A 20,927-nucleotide genomic window follows, 5' to 3' on the forward strand; every position below is an offset into this window, starting at 1 on the left:
GAGGGGAGTAATGAGTCAGGACATCTGCGTCGTCGTTCCGACGATTCGGGAGTACGAGTGCATGCGAGCGTACTTCGAGAACGCCCGCGAGCACGGTTTCGACCTCGACAGACTGTTCGTCCTCCTCGTGACCGAGGACTTCTGCGACACCGAGGCGATGGAGGCGATGCTCGAAGACGAGGGCGTCGCGGGCGCGGTGTACGACGGGTCGGCGCGCGAGGAGTGGTTCGAGCGACGCGGACTGGAGTCGTACACGCACCTGATTCCGGCGGCGTCGCACGCGCAGACGAGTTTCGGCCTCCTCTACATGTGGGCGAACCCCCGCTTCGAGCGCGGCGTGTTCATCGACGACGACACCCTGCCGCACGACGAGTGGGACTTCTTCGGCCGCCACCTCGACAACCTCGACTACGAGGGCGAACTGGAGTCGGTGCGCTCGGACGAACGCTGGGTGAACGTGCTCTACCAGAACGCCGAGAAGCACGGTCTGTACCCCCGCGGATACCCCTACTCCGCGATGGACGAGTCGGTGGAGACGCAGACCCGACCGGTGGAGAACGTCGTCGCCTCGCAGGGCCTGTGGACGAACGTGCCGGACCTCGACGCCGTCCGCATCCTCATGGACGGCGACCTGGAGGGGCAGGCGCAGACGCGGACGGAGAAGTCCGACTTCACCGGCGACTTCGTCGCCGACGTCGGCCAATATCTCACCGTCTGTTCGATGAACCTCGCCTTCGAACGGGAGGTGATTCCGGCGTTCTACCAACTGCCGATGGACGACAACGAGTGGGACGTGGGCCGGTTCGACGACATCTGGTCGGGCGTCTTCCTCAAGCGCGCGGCGGACCTCCTCGACGGCGAGGTGCTGACGGGTTACCCCCTCTGCGAACACAACAAGGCCCCGCGGCCGACGTTCGACGACCTGAACAACGAGGTGCCCGGACTCGAACTGAACGAACACGTCTGGGAAGTCGTCGACGACGCCGGCGCGGACGCGACGACGTGGACGGAGGCGGCCGAGACGATGGCCGACGCCCTCGCCGACGGCGACTTCGCCGACTGGAACAACGGCGCGTTCCTGAACCACTGCGGGGAGTACTGGCGCGACTGGTTGGCCTGTCTGGACGACATCGAGGCGGGTGCCGAGGCGGAGGCCGTCTCCGTCGCCGCGGACGACTGAGCGACTGCCTCGACACCGACCGTCGCTCGATAGACAAACCGGAAGTTATAAGCGGATTAGGTTGGCCTAAAACACTATGGACGAACAGGACGGTGAGCCTCGCGGCCGGAGTCGGCGACGATTCCTCGAAGCCGCCGCGGCCGTGGGTATCACCGGTGTTGCGGGTTGTAACGGACTGACAGGTAGCGGAACGGAGACGGGGACGGGCACCGCCACCGAAGCGGCGGGCACCGGCACCGGAACGGCGGCCGGGTCGGCCCCCGAACAGATCGGCTCCGGCCGGTCGCCGTTCGGCGGCCGCGACCTCTCCGACGCCGTCTCGATGCAGGAGATGCCCGACCTCGAGGGCGAACTCACGCTGTACTCCGGCCGCGGGGAGGCACTCGTCGGCGAACTCATCGGCTACATCGAGGACCTCTATCCGGACTTCACCGTCCGGCCCCTCTACAACTCCGCCGCCGAACTCGTCAACCAGATAGTCACGGAGGGGCAGAACAGTCCCGCGGACGTGTTCTACTCGGTCAACGCCGGGTCGCTGGGCGCGCTGAAACAGCGCGACCGGACGCAAGCGCTCCCGCAGGAGGTGCTGGAGTTCGTCCCGCAGAACTTCTACGACCCCGACGGCATGTGGGTCGGCACCTCCGGCCGCGCCCGGTCGATACCGTACAACACGAACACGTTCTCGGAGTCGGACATCCCGGACGGCATCATGTCGTTCCCCGACCAGTCGCGCTTCCAGGACGAACTCGGCTGGGCGCCCACCTACTCGTCGTTCCAGGCGTTCGTCACGGCGATGCGCATCCTCGAGGGCGAGGAGGCGACCCGACAGTGGCTGAACGGCGTTCAGGAACTCGGCGTCAGCCAGTACGCCGACGAGTTCCAGGTCGCTCGCGCCGTCGCCGACGGCGAGATTTCGGCCGGGTTCACGAACCACTACTACATCCAGCGCGTGCTGGCGCGGCGCGGGCTGGGCGCACCGCTCAGGACCGCGTTCACGGAGGGCGACGCCGGCGCCATCTTCAACGTCGCCGGGGCGTGCGTGATGGACACCGCCGAAGACGCCTCGCTGGCGTCGAACTTCGTCCGCCACCTCCTTTCGGCGGAGGCGCAGGACTACTTCGCGCGAACGACGTTCGAGTACCCTCTCGTGCCCGAAGTCGAGCCCATCGGCCGCCTGCCGAGTATCGACGAGTTGAACCCGCCGGAGGGGTTAGACCTCACCCAACTGGCGGACCTCGAGGGGACTATCCGGCTCCTGCGTGAGACCGGTATCCTCTGAGGACGCCGACACCCAATGGCAACCGAGCAGCGGACCACCACCGAAGGCGGCGACCCCGACGAGCAGACCGACGCACCCCTCGGTCTGACCGTCGCCAGCGGTGCCGTCGCCGCCGCCGTCGTCCTCCCGCTTCTGTGGCTGGTGAAGACCAGCCTCGACGTCGGCTTCACGCAGGCGGTGTCGCTGCTCACGCGCCCGACGACGCTCACCGTCTTCGTCAACAGCACCGTCCTCGTGACGCTCTCGACGGCGGCGTGCGTCCTGCTCGGGGTGCCGCTGGCCTACCTGACCGTCCGCACGGATCTGCCGTTCCGGCGCTTCTGGACCGTCGCCGTCTCGTTACCGCTGGTCATCCCGAGTTACATCGGCGCGTTCGCGTTCGTCTCGGCGTTCAGCCCCCGGGGGGGCTTCCAGCGGTTCCTCGCGCCGTTCGGCGTCGAGCGACTCCCCGAGATATACGGGCTGGAGGGCACCGTGCTGGTGCTGACGCTCTACACCTACCCGTACGTCTACATCACGGCCCGGGCGTCGCTGAAGTCGATGGACACGACGCTCATCGACGCCGCGCGGACGCTCGAACACGGGCGCTGGGAGGCGTTCAAGCGCGTGACGGTGCCGCAGATTCGCCCCGCCGTCGCCGCCGGCGCGTTGCTGGCCGGGCTGTACGTCCTCTCGGACTTCGGGACGCCCTCCATCATGCGCTACGACGTGTTCACGCGCGTCATCTTCGTCGAGTTCGGCGCGTTCGGGCAGGACATGGCGACGCTGCTCTCGTTGCAACTCGTCGGCGTGACGTTCGTCATCCTCTGGCTGGAGTCGCGGATTCGCGGCGACGAACGCACCTCCGCCGGGGGCCGGTCCCGCGACGTGGTTCCGCTCGGCAAGTGGAAGCTCCCCGCGATGGCGTTCTGCGCGGCCGTCGCGGGACTCGCGCTGGTCGTCCCCCTCGCCATCCTCGTGACGTGGCTCGGCACCTCGTCGGCCTCGGTCAACCAGTCGCTCGCGTTCCGGTGGCAGTACGCCCTCAACTCCGTCTCCGTCTCGACGGCCGCCGCCCTCGTCGCCGTCGTGGCCGGGGTTCCCGTCGCGTACCTCTCGGCGCGACACGGCGACCGGCTGTCGTCGTACTTCGAGCGCGCGACGTACGTCGGCTACGCCGTCCCCGGCGTCGTCCTCGGCCTCGCGCTGGTCTACTTCGGAAGCTCCGTCGGCGCGCCCATCTACCAGTCGCTGTACCTGCTCGTGTTCGCCTACGTCATCCGCTTCCTGCCGCAGGCGGTGGGGTCGCTCCGCGCCTCGTTCCTGCGGGTGGACCCCTCGCTCCCCGAGGCGGCGCGGACGCTCGGGCGAACCTCCGTCGGCGCGTTCCGCCACGTCACGCTCCCCCTCGTCGCTCCCGGCCTGTTCGGCGGCGCGGCGCTGGTGTTCCTCACGACGATGAAGGAACTGCCGGCGACACTGTTGCTGCGACCGCCGGAGTTTAAAACGCTCGTGACTCATATCTGGGCAGCGTACGGATCGGGGTACTTCGGACAGGCGGCGATACCCGCACTCGTCCTCCTCTTCGTCTCCGGGCTGTCGATGCTCGTCATCATCACGCAGGAGGGATACGATGTCAAATAGCACCACAACGACCCAACCCACAGACGCACCGAACCGGCAGTCGGACGACGACGGCGAGTCCGACGTCGTCCTCGAACTGGACGGCCTCCAGAAGTCGTACGGCACGGAGGAAGTCATCCACGACCTGTCGCTGTCGGTCCGTGAGGGCGAGATTCTCACGCTCCTCGGCCCCTCGGGCTGCGGGAAGACGACCACGCTCCGACTCCTCGCGGGCCTCGAACGACCCGACGCCGGCGCCGTCCGACTGAACGGCCGGACCGTCTCGGGCGACGACTTCGTGCCGCCCGAGGAACGCGGCGTCGGCGTCGTCTTCCAGGAGTTCGCGCTGTTCCCGCACCTCACCGCCCGCGAGAACATCGCGTTCGGACTCGTGGACTACTCGGAAGCGGAGACGGACCGCCGCGTGGACGAGTTGTTGGACCTCGTGGACCTGCCCGGACAGGGCGACAGCTACCCCGACGAACTCTCGGGCGGGCAGCAACAGCGCGTCGCCCTCGCGCGGTCGCTCGCCCCCGAACCCGACATCCTCCTGCTCGACGAACCGTTCTCGAACCTCGACGTGGACCTGCGCGTGCAGATGCGCGAGGAGGTGCGCGACATCCTGAAGGAGGCGGGCGTGACCGCCATCTCGGTCACCCACGACCAGGAGGAGGCGCTCTCCATCTCCGACCGGGTCGCCGTGATGAACGACGGCAACCTCGAACAGGTGGGCGACCCCGAAGTCGTCTTCCAGCACCCCGAGTCGCGCTTCGTCGCCGGCTTCCTCGGCTACGCGAGTTTCATCCCCGGCTACGTCTCCGGCAACTCCGTCGAGACTGACCTCGGGCGCGTCCCGCGCGAGCAGATTCACGGGCTCGCTCCCGAGTACGACCACACGCGCATCGACGTGCTCGTCCGCCCGGACGACGTGTCCGCGCGCGCCTGCGGCGCCGACGAGGAGCCGTCCGGCCGCGTCACCGCCCGGCGCTACCTCGGCCCGACGTTCCTCTACGAGGTGGAACTGGAGACGGGCGAACGCGTCCAGTGCATGCACAACCACGACGAGAACGTGCCCGACGACGGGCCCGTCGTCGTGGAGATAGAGGCCGGACACGAGTTGGCGTGGTTCCCGCGGGAGCAGCGACCCGAAGACGACTCCCGCTACGGCGACTGACGCACCGTGTCTCGGCTCTCGCGTCACTCTCGGTCGCTCTCAGCTCGTCTGCGCGACGCCCTCCGCCGCCGCCCCGAACGCGCCGCCGCCGTCCTCCTCGTCGCCGCCGTCGGGGGCCTCGTGCTGTTCCTCGCGGTAGACCTGTTCCCGTACCACTCGGTCAACGACGACGAGGGCGTCTACCTGTATCAGGCGGCGATGCTGCTCGAAGGGAGACTGTTCCTCCGACCCGGCGCGATTCCGACCGACGCCGTCCGGCCGTGGTTCTTCGTCGTCAGCGAGGTTGGCGGCGAGACGGCGATGTACGGCAAGTACTCTCCCGTCGCGCCGGCGATGTTCGCCGTCGGACGGCTGCTGGGCGACTGGAACTACGCGCTCGGACTCGTCGCCGCCGGCAACGCCGCGGGCGTCTACTACCTCGCGGCGGCGGCGTTCGACCGTCGCGTCGGACTGGTCGCCGTCGTCGCCCTCGCCGCCTCACCGCTGTTCCTGCTCACGTCGGCGACGTTCCTCTCGTACGCGCCGGCGACGGCGCTGAACCTCGCGTTCGCCGTCGCGTACGTCCGCGCCGCCCGCACCGACGACTATCGGTGGGCCGTCGCCTCGGGGGTCGCGATCGGGCTGGCGTTCTTCGCGCGCCCGTTCACCGCGGTGCTGTTCGCCCTGCCGTTCATCGGGCACACGCTGGCCGTCCTCTGGACCGGGGTCCGCGCGGGCGAGGACGCCGTCGACCCCGCGTTCCGACGGGTCCTCGGTCGCGCCGTCGCCGTCGCGGTTCCGGGCGCACTCGGCGTCGGCGTCGCCCTCGCGTACAACGCCGTCGTGACGGGCGACCCGCTCCTCTTCCCGTACGCCGCGTTCGCGCCGAACGACGGCATCGGCTTCGGCCCGCACGAGATACTGGGCTACGAACGCGACTACACCGTCGCGCTGGCCGTCGAGACGTCGGCGTTCGTCCTCGAGTACTTCCTCACCGAGTGGACGCCCGCCGGCGTCGTGGGGAGCGTCCTCGCGGCCGTCGGCCTCGGCGTCGCGGCGTGGCGGCGGCGCGCGTCGCTCTCGCGGTATCGACCCTCGCTGTCGGGGATGACCGACGGCGAAGTCGCCGCCGTCGTCGCCGGCGTCTTCCCGGCCGTCTTCCTCGGCGAGACGTACTTCTGGGGCACGCACAACGGCCTCCGAAACGGCCTCATCGACCTCCTGGGGCCGTTCTACCACTTCGACGCCCTGCTCCCGGTGAGCGTCTTCGCCGCCGCCGGCGCCGTCGGCATCGTGCGTGCGGTCCGCGACCGGCTTGCCGACCGGACCACGCGACGCCGCGCCCGCGTCGCCGTCGCCGTCCTCCTCCTCGTCGCCGCGCCCGTCGTCGTCACCGCCGAACGGGACGCCCTCGACCGCCCGTTCGCGGAGAACCGGCAGCGAACCGAGAGCCTCGACGCGACGTACGACCCGTTCGTCGAACGGGCGGCGGACGCGCCCGACGGCACCGCGTTCGAGGACGCCCTCGTGTTCACGCCCGACACGTACGGCGACTGGCAGGCCCACCCGTTCCAGTATCTCCGGTCCGACCCCGGGTTCGACGGCGACGTCGTCTACGCCACCGACGGGTCGCCCGAGCGGGATATGGCGGTCCTGACGGCGACGAACCGGACGCCGTACCGCTTCACCTACCGCGGGGACTGGACCGCCGCGTTCCGGCCGGTGACCCCCGAGATTCAGCGGCTACGCGTCCTCTCGGGGGCGTCGGTGGACGCGACGACGACGGTTGGCGCGCCCGCGAACGCCGAGAGCGTCAGCGTCCGCGTCGAGACGACGGAGGGGTACGCGCGGTACCGCGTGCCGGCGTCGGCGCGCGAGAACGAGACGGTGACCGTGCGGTGGCGCGTCACGCCCGACGGCGCCCGCGCGACGAACCTCGCGTTCGCCTCGGGGTCCGACGGGGCGGCGGTCCCCCTCCCGGACGGCGCGTCGGAGGTGGACCTCGTGGCGACGTTCGTCGGGCAGGGGGGCGCGAGCGTGACGTACCGGCAGGAGGCGACGGTCGACGCGGGGGACGACCGGATTCGGGTCGTCTGGCCGCCGGAGACGCGCATCTGTCGGCTGACGACGGAGTGCGGGAACGAGGGGACGTGGGTCGGGTCCGACGGGTCGTACGTGTCCGGCGTCACCGTGGAGACGGCCGCGACGGCGGCGAACCGGAGCGCGTAGTCAGTAGAGGCCGACGTCGACGTCGAGCAGACCGCGCTTCACCGCGTCGAGCAATCGCTCGTCGAGGGGCATCCGCTCCCACTCCTCCGGCCTGTCGGCTTCGGGAACGTCGTCCAACAGGTCCACGTACGACGCGTGGACGTGCCGCCCGTTCTCGTCGCACTCCGGACACGTCACGATGATGAGTTTGACCCGATACGGTCGCTCCTGGGTCGCACCGCAGTGCGGGCAGACGTACGTCTCTGTCACTAGTCCGTCGTTTGGACCGCGGGTATTCAGGGTTTGCGGGTCGCGTCTCCACCGGCGCGTCGTCTCGGCAGGCGAGTACGGCGTGATTGCGGAGAACGACCCGAAAGCTCCGGCCCCGTCCAGAACCGTCCGCGCGGGGTGGTCGGAGTCGTCGAGAGCGAGCGTCCGGCCGCAGGTCGAAACAGACTCGTCGGCTGTACGTCGAAACGGACGCGTCCGCTGCGCGCCGAAACGGACGCACCGGGCGCTATCGCCGCCGTCTCACGGCGCTCGCCGCCACACGATGGCGTCGGCGTTGTCGAGTTCGACGGCGGTGTCCTCGGCGACGTTCGGCGCCGTCAGGGCCGGTTCCCAGCCCTCCGTCGGGATGTCGGGCGCGTTCTCGTCGTCCGCGGCGTCGGCCGCGAGCGACGCCGGCGACACCTCGACGGGGACGCCCTCCATGTTCGCGGCGAACAGGAGTTGCTCGTCGTGCGCTGGCGACTCCCTGAACCCGTAGTAGAGGACGGTGCCGTCCGTCGGGTGTCGGTAGGTGAAGTAGTCCTCGTCCATCAGGTCGTCGCGAAGCCACGGTCGGTCGTGGCGGAACTCCCGCGTCGCCAGTCGGGCCGCCGTCCGCGCGTCGGACTGATCGTCGTGCCAGTGCGTGAGGTTGGCGAAGTCGTACACGTCGCGCATCCACGCGTCGGCGTAGGCTTCGAGGTCCGCGGCGGACAGGTCGTCGCCGAGGGGTTGGTCCATCGCCGACAGCATGGCGGCCATCACGTCGAGTTCGTAGTCCGTCGCGTCGACGGTGCCCGCGAGGGCGTCCATGAACGAGTGCAGTTCCTCGACGGAGTCGAAGCCGAGGTCCTTCACGCGGCGGAAGTGCGCGGGGTCGGCGAACTGCTCGTCGCGCACCTGCCAGAACAGGAAGTTCGACTCGTCGGCGACGACTTTCACGTTCCACTCGGGGTCGGTGTCGCGGACGAACCCCCACGGCGCGCGCATGTTGGCGTGGACGAAGTCCATCGGCACGCCCGGCAGGAAGCAGTGGAACAGCATCGCCGTGGCGGGGTTGTCGTACGCCGCGTCCAGCGTCTCCGGGTAGTCGTCGCCGAGGTAGGGGTTCACCGGCGACTGGTTGAACTCCACCGTCGGGTCTATCTGCGTCCCGCGGCGGACGGTGTCGTGGTTGGCGACGCCCGTCAGCCAGTTGCCGCCGAACTCGCCGACTTCGCGGACGCGCCACCACTTCGTCGCCCAGAAGGTGAGGAGGGCGGGCGTGTTGTGCGCGAACGTGATTGGCGACCACTGGAACGAGTGGGGGTGTTGCTCGATGAGGGCGCGGTAGGAGGAGGCGAGTTCCCAGTCCTCGCGCGGCCACGGCCGGCCGTCCTCGTATATCATCCACGGGCGGTACTCGGTGCCGGCGACTTCCTGCGTGACGGCGTCCATCTCCGCGAGGAAGTCGTCGTCGTGGTACATCTCGCCCGTCTCCTCGTCGTAGGAGGTGAAGTCCTGCGCGCCGTCCACCCGGATGCCGTCCGCGCCGAAGTCCATCTTCCGCTTCTGCATCTCCAGAAAGACGGCGCGGGCGGTCGGTTCGGTGTAGTCGAGGTGCTTGCCGTACATCCCCGGGCCGAGGACGTAGCGGTCCGAGAGTAGTTCCGCCCCCCGGTCGTCCGCGTGGCCGAGGGCCACGTCGAAGACGACGCGGATGGGTCGCGGCAGGTCGTGGCACGCCGCGATGAAGTCCACGAGTTCGTCCGGCCGGCCCGACTCGAGGATGGCCGGGTTCGGCGCGGAGAACGCGCTGACGACGATGTCGTACCCCCAGTTCAGCATGTTCGGGCGGGCGACGGCGGCGGTGAGTTCGTCGTCGGACTCTTCGACCACCGTCCAGTACGCCTGCGTCTCCTCGTTCTCCGTGAGCGGTTCGACCGGCATCACCTGGATGGCGTCGTAGCCGGCGAAGTTGCGCTCCCACAAGTCGAGCGGTTCGCCCGCGCGCTGTTTGCGGGCTATCTCCTCGTACACCTCCGCGAGTCCGGCGAGCGACCCCGACTCGGTCGCGGTGCCGGGGTGAATCTCAAGCATGCTCACCGCGGGGTCGACGCGCGGCAGACCGTCGTGTTCGGTCGTCGGGACGCGTTCGTCGTCGGTGCCGAGCGACTCGAAGTACTCCCTGTCGGCGCGCGTCTCGTCCAACCGTTCGAGGTCGTACAGTTCCGCGGGGCCGAACGCGCCGAACGGGACGGAGTGGGCCACGGGGTCGGTGACGACGTGCCACTCGCCCTCGCGGCGGTACGTCAGGTGGTACAGCGACCCGAGGCGGTCGCGGGTACCGGCTCGCACGCCCGCGACGACGCCCCAGTGGTACTCGCCCTCGCGGCGCAGTGGGACGCGTTCGCGGCGGAACGTCACCTCGCGGGCGTCCGTCGTCGCGGGGTCGACGTCCGCCGGGGGCGTGAGCACTTCGAGGTAGACCTCGTCGGCCGGGACGCCGGCCTCGGCGAGTTCGGGCGTCCAGAAGCCGACTTCGGCGCGCCCCTCGTCGTCGAGGTGGGCGCCCAGACGGTCGGTGAGTCGTTTCGCCGCCTCGAAGGGGTCGTCGTGGTCGGCGACGACGCCGCGGTGCCAGTCGAGGAGTTCGTCGGTCGGTTCGTCGAGGAGTCGGGGGTCGGCGTCGGATGTCATCTAAGAGCGGTGTGAGTCGGTTCGAAGAGCGGTGAGAGTCAGTTCGCGTTCGCGGGGAGGACAGCGACGTGGTCGACTTCGAGACCCTCGGCGGTGGCCGTCTCCTCCCCGGTGACGAGGTCGGTCGAATCGACGCTGTAGTCCGAGAGCGTCACCGTCGCGGGCTCCTCGCCGAAGTTGAGGATGCAGACGTAGGCGTCGCCGTCGAGTTCGCGCAGGAAGGCGACGGCGCGGTCGGTGTCGGACTCGTAGTCGACGCGGTGGTAGGTGCCGTCGAAGCCGAGCGCCGGCGTCTCGTTGCGCACGTCGATGAGTTGCTGGTAGTGGTCGCGAATCTCCTCGCGGGCGTGGTCCCACGCGATGGCGTCGCGGCGGCCCCGTTGGCCGAGTTCCTGCCCGCCGTACAGCATCGGGACGCCCGGCAGCGTGAACAACGCGCCGGCGGCGGCCATCGCGGCGTCGTCGCCGCACTCGACGATGTAGCGCGTCTCGTCGTGGTTCTCGATGTAGAGCATGAACGACGCGTGCGGCGGGAAGCCCACCTCGGCGCGTTGGTCCACGGCGTCGAGGATGGCCTCCGCGGGCTGGTTGCCGTCGCCCACCTGCCGCATCGTGAAGTAGAGCGTCGTGTCGAAGTGCATGTCGAACATCCCGTTGTGGAAGTCCGCGATGTACGGGATGGTCTCGTCGAGGAGGAGGAACTCGGGGTCTTTCGCCTTCACCCGGTCGTGGAGCTCCTGCCAGAACGTGTTCGGGACCGCCCACGCCATGTCGCAGCGGAAGCCGTCCACGAGGTCCGCCCACATGTCGACGGCGTCCAGCAGGTGGCGGCGGACCTTCAGGTTCTCGTAGTTGAAGTTCGCGATGTACTCCCAGTCGAAGTACGTGCCCGGTTCCCCGTTCTCCTGCCACTCGTACCAGTCGTAGTACTCCGAGTCGGGGTTCTCGTAGGCGTCCTGGAAGAACGGGTGCGCCCGCGCCGAGTGGTTCAACACGAGGTCGAACAGCACCTTCATGCCGTGGTCGTGGGCGGCGTCGACGAACGACTCGTAGTCCTCGCGGGAGCCCAGGTCCTCGGCGATGCTGTAGAAGTCGGTGATGTTGTAGCCGTGCGGCGCGTGGTCGTTCTCCAGGACGGGCGTCAGCCACAGGCAGTCCACGCCGAGGTCCGCGAGGTAGTCGAGGCGTTCCTCGAACGCCTCGAACACGGACTCGTGCTCGTCGTCGTCGGTGAACCCGCGGACGTAAATCTCGTACAGCGTCACGTCCTTCGACCACTCCGGCGGGTCGTTCGGACGAGAGACGCCGAAGCCGGTTCGCTCGGCGTCGTCGGAGGCCGTCTCTACTTCGCGACCCTCACTCATCGATGCCACCGTCGGTCGTCGGTTCGCGCGTGAACTCCACCGTGTCGGGGACGCTGTAGGCGTCGGCGATGGCGACGCCGTGGACGCGCACGCGGTCACCGACGGCCGAGAGCGGGATGCGGAGTTCCCAGCCGTCGACTTCGACGGCCGACTGGGACACGTCGTCCCGGTCGTCGACGAGGAACTCGACGACGATGTCGTCGCGGTCGGTGTCGCTGTCGGGGTGCGGTTGCGGGTCCGCGCGGACGACGAGGGTGTCGTCCTCGACGGTGCCCTGAAGCTGCACGCGCGGCCGACCGCCCTCCTTGCTCCCGCCCGACCCGGCGCCGGAACCCGAACCGGAGACGCCACCGCTCTGCTGGACGGGGCGGGCGGACCCGCTCTGGAACCCGCTCATCCCGCTCATCCCGCTGGCGCCCGTGCCGGCGCCGACGGGGGCGAGTTCGCCGGAGAAGACGCGGACCGTGAGCCGGTGGGTGTCCTCGGGCGAGTCGAGTTCGAGGACGTACGTTCCGGACGCGTCGGGCGAGAAGGAGACGACGCTGTCGTCTCCGGGCAGTTCGAGTTGGCTCCCCACGGGGGCGCTCTTCAGATGCCAACTGTACGACGCGTCGGGGTCGGGGTCTCTGGGTGCGAGTTGTACTGTCTCGCCGACAGCCATGAATCTCGGTGGGCCGGGATGATGCATGGTGGGAGAAAGCACCCCTCGGAACTTTGCCTTTGCCCTCGCTCGAACGGCCGTCGCCCCGTTTTCTCCATCATCTTCGGTCGTATATCACGGTCGTCCGGATATTTACTACAGCACAAATGTATATTTATCTAGACAAACCCAGTCAATACTTATGCTCCGCGGGCGCACCCCGTTGATATATGAGACTACGGACCGCGCTGAACGAATACAAGCGCGACAACGGGCGCTTCCCCGAGGAGTTTCCGACTCGGGACGGCGCGTTCTCTGGCCACGGCGACCGGTTGGTCTACGTCGGACCGACCGGATCTCTCCGCGACTACTCGTCTGCACTCTCCGGACTGTACGGCGTCGACCGGTCACGGTTCGCCATCGAAGCGAACGGCGAGATGCGGTGGTTCGACACGCTCGACACGGTTCGACAGCACTACTACCGAGAGACGAGCCTCGTCGAGACGGAGTACGACGCCGGCGAGTACACCGTCCACCAGTACGACCTCACGCTCGGCCGGGCGCACGTCACGCACGTCGAACTCCGCGGGGCGATTCCGACGGACGCGCACCTGACGGCGTTCCTGACGTTCGCTCCCGAGGGCCGCGAGACGCGCGTCGGCCGCCTCATCCACGAGGGAGGCGGGCCGAACGGGACGCAGGCCGTCGAGGTGTTCCACCGGGACGAACACGACTACGTCACCGCCTCGACGGGACTGGACGACGTGCGCGGGCAGATTCCCGAACGGTTCGACGAGATGCTCTCCGACGAGGTGTTCGAGTTCCCCCGCGAGGCGGTGCTGGACCGCTACGAGGACACGCACCTGAGCGGCGACATCGTCGTCTCCGCACCGCTGGAACCCGACGGCCGCGCCGCGCGGACGACGCTCGTCACCCAGTTGTCCGACCACGAAGTGCTCTCCCGCGAGGAGGCGCTCTCCGACCTCACGCACTGCGCGCTCGAACACGCCTCCGCCGACAGCATCCGGGCGGCGGCGCGCGAACGCGCCGAGGTGTACGTCCCCGACCACGTCCCCCGCGAGGACCTCGTCCGGTCGGACCTGCGTGCGCTGTCGCTCCTGACCGCACCGACGGGAGCGCACATCGCCGGACCCGAGTTCGACCCGTTCTACGCCCACTCCGGCGGCTACGGCTACACGTGGTTCCGCGACGAGGCGGAGGTGTCGCGGTACCTCCTCGCCGCCGACGACCGGTTGGACCTCGAACTCACGGACCGGCTGGCGACGAGCGCGGAGTTCTTCTGTGACACGCAGTTGGCCGACGGGTCGTGGCCGCACCGCGCGTGGGCCGTCGACGGGTCGCTCGCGCCCGGGTGGGCGCACTCGCGCGTCGAGAACTCGAAGAAGCCCGAGTACCAGGCCGACCAGACGGCCAGCGTCGTCACCTTCCTCGCGAACGTCCTCGAACGCCGGGACCAGATGGACCCCGAACTCGTCGGCGAGATTCGGGACAGCATCGAACGCGGCGTCGACTGTCTCGACGGGAGCCTCGAGGACGACGGCCTCCCCGAGACGTGCCAGAACGCGTGGGAGAACATGGTCGGACGGTTCACCCACACCGCCGCGACGTTCCTGCAGGCGTACGCCACCGTCGCGCAAGCGCCCGTAACCGACTCGCTCGCCGACCACGCCGCCGAACAGGCGTCGGTGGTGTTCGAGGGCATCGACCGACTGTGGGACGACGAGTACGAGGTGTACGGCCTCCGGTTGCAGGGGGACTCGCTGGACTCCCGGCTCGACTCCGCCACGTTCTCGCTCGTGGACGCCTTCGCCGCGTACGACCGGCTGGAGAGCCTCTCTGAGACGGTGCTCGACCAGTTAGAGTCGCACATGGAGACGGCGCTGACGGACCTCTACCGCGAGACGGACGCGGTGGCGGGCCTCGTCCGCTTCGAGGACGACTGGTGGCGCGTGGCCGAACAGGACGAGCCGAAGATATGGTCGCTCTCGACGGCGTGGGGCGCGAACGCCGCCGCGACGCTGGCCGTCCTCCTCGACGACTACGGCCGGCCGAAGGAGGCCGACCTGTTCCTCGAAGAGGCGACCAAACTGTACGACCTGCTCCGACCCGACGGGCCGTTCACCACCGCGGGCGGCTACCTGACCGAGCAGGTGTTCGACGACGGCGGCGCTGACAGCGCGGCCCCCCTCGGCTGGTCGCACGCGATGCGCCTGCACGCCACCGCCCTCCTCGCCGAGTACGACGCCCTCCCCGCGCCGAAGCCCGCGCCCTCCGGTCCGGAGAGTCGCCCCCGGTGGACCACCGGCGAGAAGTACGGCGTCGGCACCGTCGCCGACCACACCGAGGAGGACGCCTCGCGGGTCTGGTTCACGCTCACCGAGGGCTCTCTGACCGAGGTACGGTTCCCCCGAGTGGACCTGATGAACCTCCGGACGCTCGACATGCTGGTGGTGGACGCCGACCCCGAGTCGACGTACACGGCGCGGACGCACAACGAGACGCGCCGCGACGACGCCGCCGACACCATCGAACGCCGCGCGGAGATGGTCGAGGACGACTCCCTCCTGTTCCGACACGTCATCACCGAGTCCGGCGACGGACGCGGCCACGAGTGGACGCTCACCGTCGAGTACGCGACGGACCCCGAACACGACGCGTTGCTCGCCGACGTGTCGTTCGAGGCGGAGGACGGTCACGAGTACGACGTGTTCGCCATGGCCGACACCGCCCTCGTGAACACGGGCGACAAGGACCGCGGCCTGCGCCTCGGGCAGATGGGGAGCTACCACCTCGTCGCCCGCGACGCCGGCGCGTACGACCAGGAGGGCGAGGTACGACCGCTCCTCATCGACGAGAACGGCGAGGAGTACAGCGTCGCCGTCGCCATGACCGCCGCCGGGCGGTTCGACTGGGCGACGGTGGGCGTCGCCGGCTCCGACCACCTCGCGGGGCTGTTCTCCGAGGGCGAACTGCCGAACGCGCAGGAGCGAGTCGACAACGAGAACGTCGTCCTCGTCGGACGCATCGGCAGCGGCGCGCGACTGAAGGAGACGCTGGCGCTCGGGTTCGCCGAACACGCCGACACCGCGGCCGCCCTCGGCGAGGCCGCTGGCGCGCTGACCCGCGGGTACGAGACGGTGCGCACGGGCTACGCCGACTCGTGGGCGAACTTCCTCGCGGACAAGGAACTGCCGACGTCGGTACAGGACGACGAGACGCTGGCGAACCAGTACCGCGCCTGTCTGATGTCGCTGCGCGCCGTCGAGGACAAGACGTTCCTCGGCGCGGGCATCGCCTCGCCGTCGGTGCCGTGGGGCGAGGCGGTCACCTCAGAGGAGCCGAAGGGGTACGGCTACAACTTCGTCTGGTCGCGCGACCTGTATCAGGTGTTCACCGTGTTCGACGCCGTCGGCGACGTGGAGACGGCCATCGACGCGCTGGAGTACATCTACGAGTACCAGCAGGACAAGCGCGGCTTCATCCCGCAGAACACCTACCTCAACGGTCGCACCCGCTGGGGCGGCGAGCAGATGGACAACATCTCGTTCCCCGCCGTGATGGCGTACACGCTCTCACAGCGCGGCGTCGACTTCGACGACGTGGGCTACGACTACGTGAACGTCAAGCGCTCGGCGGACTACGTGGCGCGGAACGGGCCGCCGACGGCCCAGGAGCGCTGGGAGGAGGAGGCGGGCTACTCGCCCTCGTCCATCGCCGCCGAAATCGCGGGGTTGGCCTCCGCCGCCGCCATCGCCATCGACGAGGGGCACGACGCGGACGCCCTCATCTGGTTGGCACTCGCCGACGACTGGACCGACAGCGTCGAGTCGTGGACGGCGACCCGGACGGGCACCGAACGGCACGACGAGACGCCCTACTACGTGCGCGTCACCCGCGACGGCGACCCGGACGCGGGCCACCTGCGCACGCTGGCGAACAACGGACCGACGCTCGACGAACGCGAAATCATCGACGGCGGGTTCCTCGAACTCGTCAGACTCGGAATCAAGCCCCCGAGCGACGAGGTGATGCAGAACTCCGTCACGGAGATGGACAACACCATCCGCGTCGACACGCCGTACGGCCCGGCGTTCTACCGCTACAACGGCGACGGCTACGGCGAACGCGAACGCGACGAGGAGGGTGCACCGTGGTCCATCGAGTCGAAGGGGAAGGGTCGGCTGTGGCCCATCTTCACCGGTGAACGCGGCGAGTTCGAACTGCTGAACGACACCGAGGAGGACGCCCTGCAACCGGAGAACCTCCTGCAGACGATGGCCGGGTTCGCCAACTCCGGGCGGATGCTGGCCGAACAGGTGTGGGACCGCGAGCACAGCACGGACTACAACTGGGAGTTCGGCGAGGGGACCGGCGCCGCGACGCCACTCGCGTGGTCGATGGCGCAGTTCGTCCGTCTCGCGCACGGCGTCGAGGCGGGCGAACCCGTCGAGACGCCCGAGTTCGTCCGTCGCCGCTACATCGAGACCGACCGTCCCGAATCGCCGAAACTGCAGGTGAGCACCCGCTTCATGGGCGACAACCTCGTCGTCTCCGGGCGGACGAACGCCGCCGTCGTCGCGGTGAAGACGCCGAGCGAGACGGCGCTGGTCGAACCCGAGGACGGGTCGTTCGAGGCCTCCCTCCGGATAGAACACGGCGAGAATCAGGTCACCGTCGCGGCTGCGACGGACGCGGACCTGACCGCCGCGGGGACGAGAGTCACCCGGTTCACGCTGTAACCCCGCCACCGGACCGCCGTCGCGGACGCCCTCCCCCGCGAACTTTTACTCGGGTCGTCCCAAGTGACTGCATGGCCACGTACACACGCCGAACGCGGGTCGCCGCACCGCTCTCTGCGGTCTGGGAGTTCCACTCGAACGTGTCGGGACTGGAGGCGTTGACGCCCGACTGGATGGGTCTCGACGTCGTCTCCGTCCGCGGCCCGGACGGCGAACTCGACCCCGAGGTGCTGGAAGTCGGAGCGAAGATACGGATGTCGATGCGGCCGTTCGGCGTCGGCCCGCCGCAACGGTGGACGTCGCACATCGTCGCTCGCGACGCCGACGAACACAGGGCGATGTTCCGCGACGAGATGGTCGGCGGACCGTTCCAGCGGTGGGTCCACACGCACCGATTCTACGCCGACGGCGACGAGACGCTGGTCGAAGACCACCTGGAGTACGAACTCCCGGGCGGGGCCGTCGGCCGCGCACTGTCGCCGTTCGGCGTGGTCGGGTTCGAGCCGATGTTTCGACAGCGACACGCGACGACGAAGCAGTTGCTGGAGTCAGTTACCCACGACTGAAGTCGTGGACTTCCTCCTTGCATCTGTGTGAGTCGTCGGTGCGGGCGGTTCTCTGAGTCGTCGGTGCCGGCGGTTTCGCGAGGATCGCTCAGGCAGGGTCGGCCGGTCCGAACGGTTGCGCGTGCGGCGAGGTCAGAATCTCGAACCGCGCGCCGCCCGCGGCGCTCTCGGCGACCTCGATGTCCCAGCCGTGGGCCTCGACGATGCTCTCGACGATGGAGAGCCCGAACCCCGACCCGTCCTCGGCGGTGGTGTGGCCCTGCTCGAAGACGGCGGCGCGGTCCTCGGCGGGGATGCCCGGGCCGTCGTCTTCGACGTAGAACCCCGCTCTGTCGCGGAGGGGTCCGACGGCGATGGTGACCTCGTCGTCGCCGTGTTCGATGGCGTTGCGGACGAGGTTCTCGACCACCTGCGTCAGTCGACTGGCGTCCGCGGAGACGGTGCCGAGTTCGTCCACCAGTTCGAGCGTCGCGCCGTCCGTCTCGACGGCCGCCCACGCGCGTTCGACGACGCCCGTGAGGTCCACGGGCGACGTCTCGCCGACGGTCCGGCCCTGTCGGGCGAGTTCGAGCACGTCGCTGACGAGCGTGTCCATCCGGTCGAGGGCGTCCACCGCGCGGTCGAGGTGCGACACGTCGCCGGTCTCGCGCGCGAGGTCGACGAAGCCGTCGACGACGTTCATCGGGTTTCTGAGGTCGTGACTCACGACGCTGGCGAACTCCTCCAACCGCTCGTTCTGCTGGCGGAGTCGCCGCTCGCGCTGCTTCCGTTCGAGCGTGTACGACAGCATGTCGGCGGCCGTCCCGAACAGCGACACCTCCTTGTCGGACCACGAACGCGGCGTGGTGGAGACGAACGCGACGGCGCCGACGAGCGACCAGTTCGACACCATCGGGAGCGCGAGCAGGCTCCCGTCGTCGGGGAGGGCCGAGGAGGTGATGGACGTCGGGAGCGACCGAAGCTCCGTCGAGCGGACGTTCTCGAAGCACCGGAGACGGTCGAGTAACCACTCGCAGTCGTCGCCCGGGACGGCCGTCGGGAGCGAGGGGCCGGACGCCGCGGTCCACTCGTGCGTCTTCTGAAGCGCGTCCACGTCGGGGTCGTACGAGTAGACGGCCGCGCCGTCCGCGTCGGCGAACTCTCCGAGACTCTGGAGCGTCCAGTGAATCTTGGTGCCCACCTCGTCCACCTCGGCGCTCATGAGCGTCGTCGAGGTGTCGAGGACGACGTCCTTCAACCGAGCGCGGTACTGCTGTCGGTCCTGCCGGGAGCGCTGTTCGGTCACGTCGTGGAGTGTCCCGACGGCGCGGCGTTCCTCGCCGTCGAACGCCTTCAGCGAGATGGTGGCGACGCAGTGGACGCGTTCGTCGTCGGCGGTACACACGTCCGTCTCGAAGCGCGTCGTCTCCGGGCCGTCGTCGGCGAACAGGCGGTCGAGTTCCTCGCGAATCTGTCGTTCGTCGTCCGGCGAGACGTCCGAGACGTGACTGCCGAGAATCCGCTCGCGGTCGTAGCCCATCAGGTCGACGAACACGTCGTCCACCGAGACGAATCTACCGTCGCCGTCGATGACGTAGACGGCGGTTTCGAGGGCCTCGAACACGCTGTCGTAGCGTTCGGTCGCCTCCTCGGCGCGGTTCCGCGAGACGGCGTTCACGACGCGCTTGGCCAGCACGGCGTACTGGTCGGTGCCGCTCGTCTTCTGCATGTAGTCGGTCGCGCCGACGCGAAAGGCGTCGCGAGCGACCGCTTCGGAGCCCTTGCCGGTGTAGAGGACGAACGGGAGGTTCGGCCGCCGGGAGCGGACGGCGCGGAGCAGTTCCAGCCCGTTCATGCCCGGCATCTCGTAGTCGCTCACGACGCAGTCGAAGTCGGTGTCGGCGTCGGTCAGCCGTTCCAGGGCGTCGTGCGGGTCGGTCACGGTGTCGACGGTGAGCGCCGTCTCGCCGGCTTCCCGTTCGAGGTACGTCGCGACCAGCGTGGCAAGCTCCGGTTCGTCGTCGACGTAGAGCACGGCGATGTCCTCCCGGAGCGTCGTCATATTTCGTTTACGCGAGGCGACGGGTTATCAGCGTTGTGACCGTGGTATCACGATTGATATTCAAATCGGGGAGAGACACCGGGGCGATACCGACGCGTCAGACGGGCGTCAGCCGTTCGGCTGCTTCTGCCGTTCGGTGCCGCTCTGTCCGGGTTCGGCGCCCGAACTACCGGTCGTCGTCAGGTAGATGCCGACGAGGACGACGGCGCCGCCGAGGACCGTCACGGGCGTGGGAATCTCACCCAAGAGAACGAACGCGAGTATCGTACTTCCGACGGGTTCGCCGAGCAGGGAGACGGAGACGACGCTCGATTCGAGGTAGCCGAGCGCCCAGTTGAGCACCGTGTGGCCGAACACGCCGGGGCCGACGGCCATCGCGAGGAACAGCGCCCACTCGCGGGCGGCGTAGTCGAGCAGCGGGTGGCCCGCGGCGAGCGTCAACCCGAGCAGGACGACCGCGCAGACGCCGTAGACGACGGTCACGTAGGGGACAAGCGAGACTCGCTGGCGGAGCGACCGACCGGCGAGCACGTAGGCGGCGGCGGTCACCGCGCCGACGAGGGCGAGGGCGTCGCCGTAGAGCGGAGCCTCGCCGGCGAGCGTCGGGGCGGCGGCGGTGCCCGCGTCGAGTCCGCCGAGGCCCGGAAGCGCGGCGAGTGCGGCCGCGACGTCCGGGACGAACAGGTCGCCGAGCGTCATCGTCGCCATCCCCGCGAGGGCGACGGCGATGCCGGCGACGACGCCGCGGGTGATGCGTTCGTCGAGGAGCGCCCACGCGCCGAGGGCGACGAACAGCGGTTGGGCCTGCACGAGGGTGACGCTGGCGGCGACGCTAGTCCACGCCAAGCTCTCGAACCACGAGGCGAAGTGGACGGCGAGGGCGACGCCGGCGGCGGCGGCCCACAGCACGTCCCGGCGCGGCAAGTCGCGGAGTTCCTCGCGTGACCGCGCGAACGCGACGGGCGCGAGGAGGCTCACGGTGAACACGACCCGGTAGAGCGCCTTCACGAGGCTCGGTGCCTCGCTGTACCGGACGAGTATCGCGCTGGTGCTGACCGCGACGACGGCGACGAGGAGACCGACGAGCGGTGAGACGGGCGGGTCGCGGGACACATCGCTTCCTCCGCGTGCGCGACCTTACCGATTTCGGAGGCGGTCGTCGGTCGCGGGGGCGCCCTCCCCGTC

Annotated in this window: 11 protein-coding genes and 1 pseudogene; 7 read left to right on the plus strand and 5 right to left on the minus strand. The window is 69.1% G+C overall.

Annotated features, from left to right (window positions below; all coding sequences use genetic code 11):
* Positions 1-10: 10 nt before the first annotated feature.
* The 5 genes from BM310_RS19120 to BM310_RS19140 all read left to right on the plus strand — a co-directional run bounded on the left by BM310_RS19120 (position 11) and on the right by BM310_RS19140 (position 7,443).
* On the plus strand, positions 11-1,180 hold the full coding sequence (locus BM310_RS19120; RefSeq protein ID WP_089810822.1) for an alpha-1 4-glucan-protein synthase: 1,170 nt from the start codon (positions 11-13) through the stop codon (positions 1,178-1,180).
* Positions 1,181-1,256: 76 nt separating this feature from the next.
* Positions 1,257-2,459: an extracellular solute-binding protein gene (locus BM310_RS19125; RefSeq protein ID WP_089810824.1), complete on the plus strand. Its 1,203-nt coding sequence runs from the start codon at positions 1,257-1,259 to the stop codon at positions 2,457-2,459.
* Positions 2,460-2,474: 15 nt separating this feature from the next.
* On the plus strand, positions 2,475-4,082 hold the full coding sequence (locus BM310_RS19130; protein WP_089810826.1) for an ABC transporter permease: 1,608 nt from the start codon (positions 2,475-2,477) through the stop codon (positions 4,080-4,082).
* A complete protein-coding gene (locus tag BM310_RS19135) occupies positions 4,072-5,235 on the plus strand; it encodes an ABC transporter ATP-binding protein (protein ID WP_089810828.1) in 1,164 nt (387 codons plus the stop codon). The genes BM310_RS19130 and BM310_RS19135 overlap by 11 nt, the downstream gene beginning before the upstream one ends.
* Positions 5,236-5,241: 6 nt before the next feature.
* Entirely contained in the window at positions 5,242-7,443 is a 2,202-nt protein-coding gene (locus BM310_RS19140; RefSeq protein ID WP_089810830.1) for a DUF7846 domain-containing protein, read from the plus strand.
* Here the strand turns inward: BM310_RS19140 and BM310_RS19145 are convergent, their stop codons facing one another.
* From BM310_RS19145 to malA, 3 genes and pseudogenes are all read right to left on the minus strand, one after another.
* Entirely contained in the window at positions 7,444-7,692 is a 249-nt protein-coding gene (locus BM310_RS19145; RefSeq protein ID WP_089810832.1) for a hypothetical protein, read from the minus strand. It lies immediately after the preceding gene.
* 261 nt (positions 7,693-7,953) lie between these two features.
* Complete coding sequence (gghA, locus tag BM310_RS19150; protein ID WP_089810835.1) at positions 7,954-10,371, minus strand: glucosylglycerol hydrolase; 2,418 nt, start codon at positions 10,369-10,371, stop codon at positions 7,954-7,956.
* Between the two features lie 38 nt (positions 10,372-10,409).
* Positions 10,410-12,396 (minus strand): annotated as a pseudogene (malA, locus tag BM310_RS19155) (alpha-amylase MalA).
* A gap of 209 nt (positions 12,397-12,605) precedes the next feature.
* Between malA and BM310_RS19160 the strand changes: the two are divergent.
* Together BM310_RS19160 and BM310_RS19165 are read left to right on the plus strand one after the other, a co-directional pair.
* On the plus strand, positions 12,606-17,135 hold the full coding sequence (locus tag BM310_RS19160) for a glycoside hydrolase family 15 protein (RefSeq protein ID WP_089810838.1): 4,530 nt from the start codon (positions 12,606-12,608) through the stop codon (positions 17,133-17,135).
* Between the two features lie 71 nt (positions 17,136-17,206).
* A complete protein-coding gene (locus BM310_RS19165; protein WP_089810840.1) occupies positions 17,207-17,701 on the plus strand; it encodes an SRPBCC family protein in 495 nt (164 codons plus the stop codon).
* An 88-nt stretch (positions 17,702-17,789) separates the two neighbouring features.
* Here BM310_RS19165 and BM310_RS19170 read toward each other — a convergent pair whose 3' ends face one another.
* Positions 17,790-19,742: a hybrid sensor histidine kinase/response regulator gene (locus BM310_RS19170; protein WP_089810842.1), complete on the minus strand. Its 1,953-nt coding sequence runs from the start codon at positions 19,740-19,742 to the stop codon at positions 17,790-17,792.
* A gap of 108 nt (positions 19,743-19,850) precedes the next feature.
* Positions 19,851-20,855 (minus strand): DMT family transporter, encoded by a 1,005-nt coding sequence (locus BM310_RS19175; protein ID WP_089810844.1) that lies wholly within the window; start codon positions 20,853-20,855, stop codon positions 19,851-19,853.
* Between the last annotated feature and the right edge of the window lie 72 nt (positions 20,856-20,927).

The sequence above is a fragment of the Halogeometricum rufum genome (assembly GCF_900112175.1).
Classification (GTDB): domain Archaea; phylum Halobacteriota; class Halobacteria; order Halobacteriales; family Haloferacaceae; genus Halogeometricum; species Halogeometricum rufum.

Coding starts and splice junctions, on each gene's coding strand:
- BM310_RS19120 (WP_089810822.1), top strand. CDS start 11: ATGAGTCAGGACATCTGCGTCGTCGTTCCGACGATTCGGGAGTACGAG.
- BM310_RS19125 (WP_089810824.1), top strand. CDS start 1,257: ATGGACGAACAGGACGGTGAGCCTCGCGGCCGGAGTCGGCGACGATTC.
- BM310_RS19130 (WP_089810826.1), top strand. CDS start 2,475: ATGGCAACCGAGCAGCGGACCACCACCGAAGGCGGCGACCCCGACGAG.
- BM310_RS19135 (WP_089810828.1), top strand. CDS start 4,072: ATGTCAAATAGCACCACAACGACCCAACCCACAGACGCACCGAACCGG.
- gghA (WP_089810835.1), bottom strand. CDS start 10,371: ATGACATCCGACGCCGACCCCCGACTCCTCGACGAACCGACCGACGAA.
- BM310_RS19160 (WP_089810838.1), top strand. CDS start 12,606: ATGAGACTACGGACCGCGCTGAACGAATACAAGCGCGACAACGGGCGC.
- BM310_RS19165 (WP_089810840.1), top strand. CDS start 17,207: ATGGCCACGTACACACGCCGAACGCGGGTCGCCGCACCGCTCTCTGCG.
- BM310_RS19170 (WP_089810842.1), bottom strand. CDS start 19,742: ATGACGACGCTCCGGGAGGACATCGCCGTGCTCTACGTCGACGACGAA.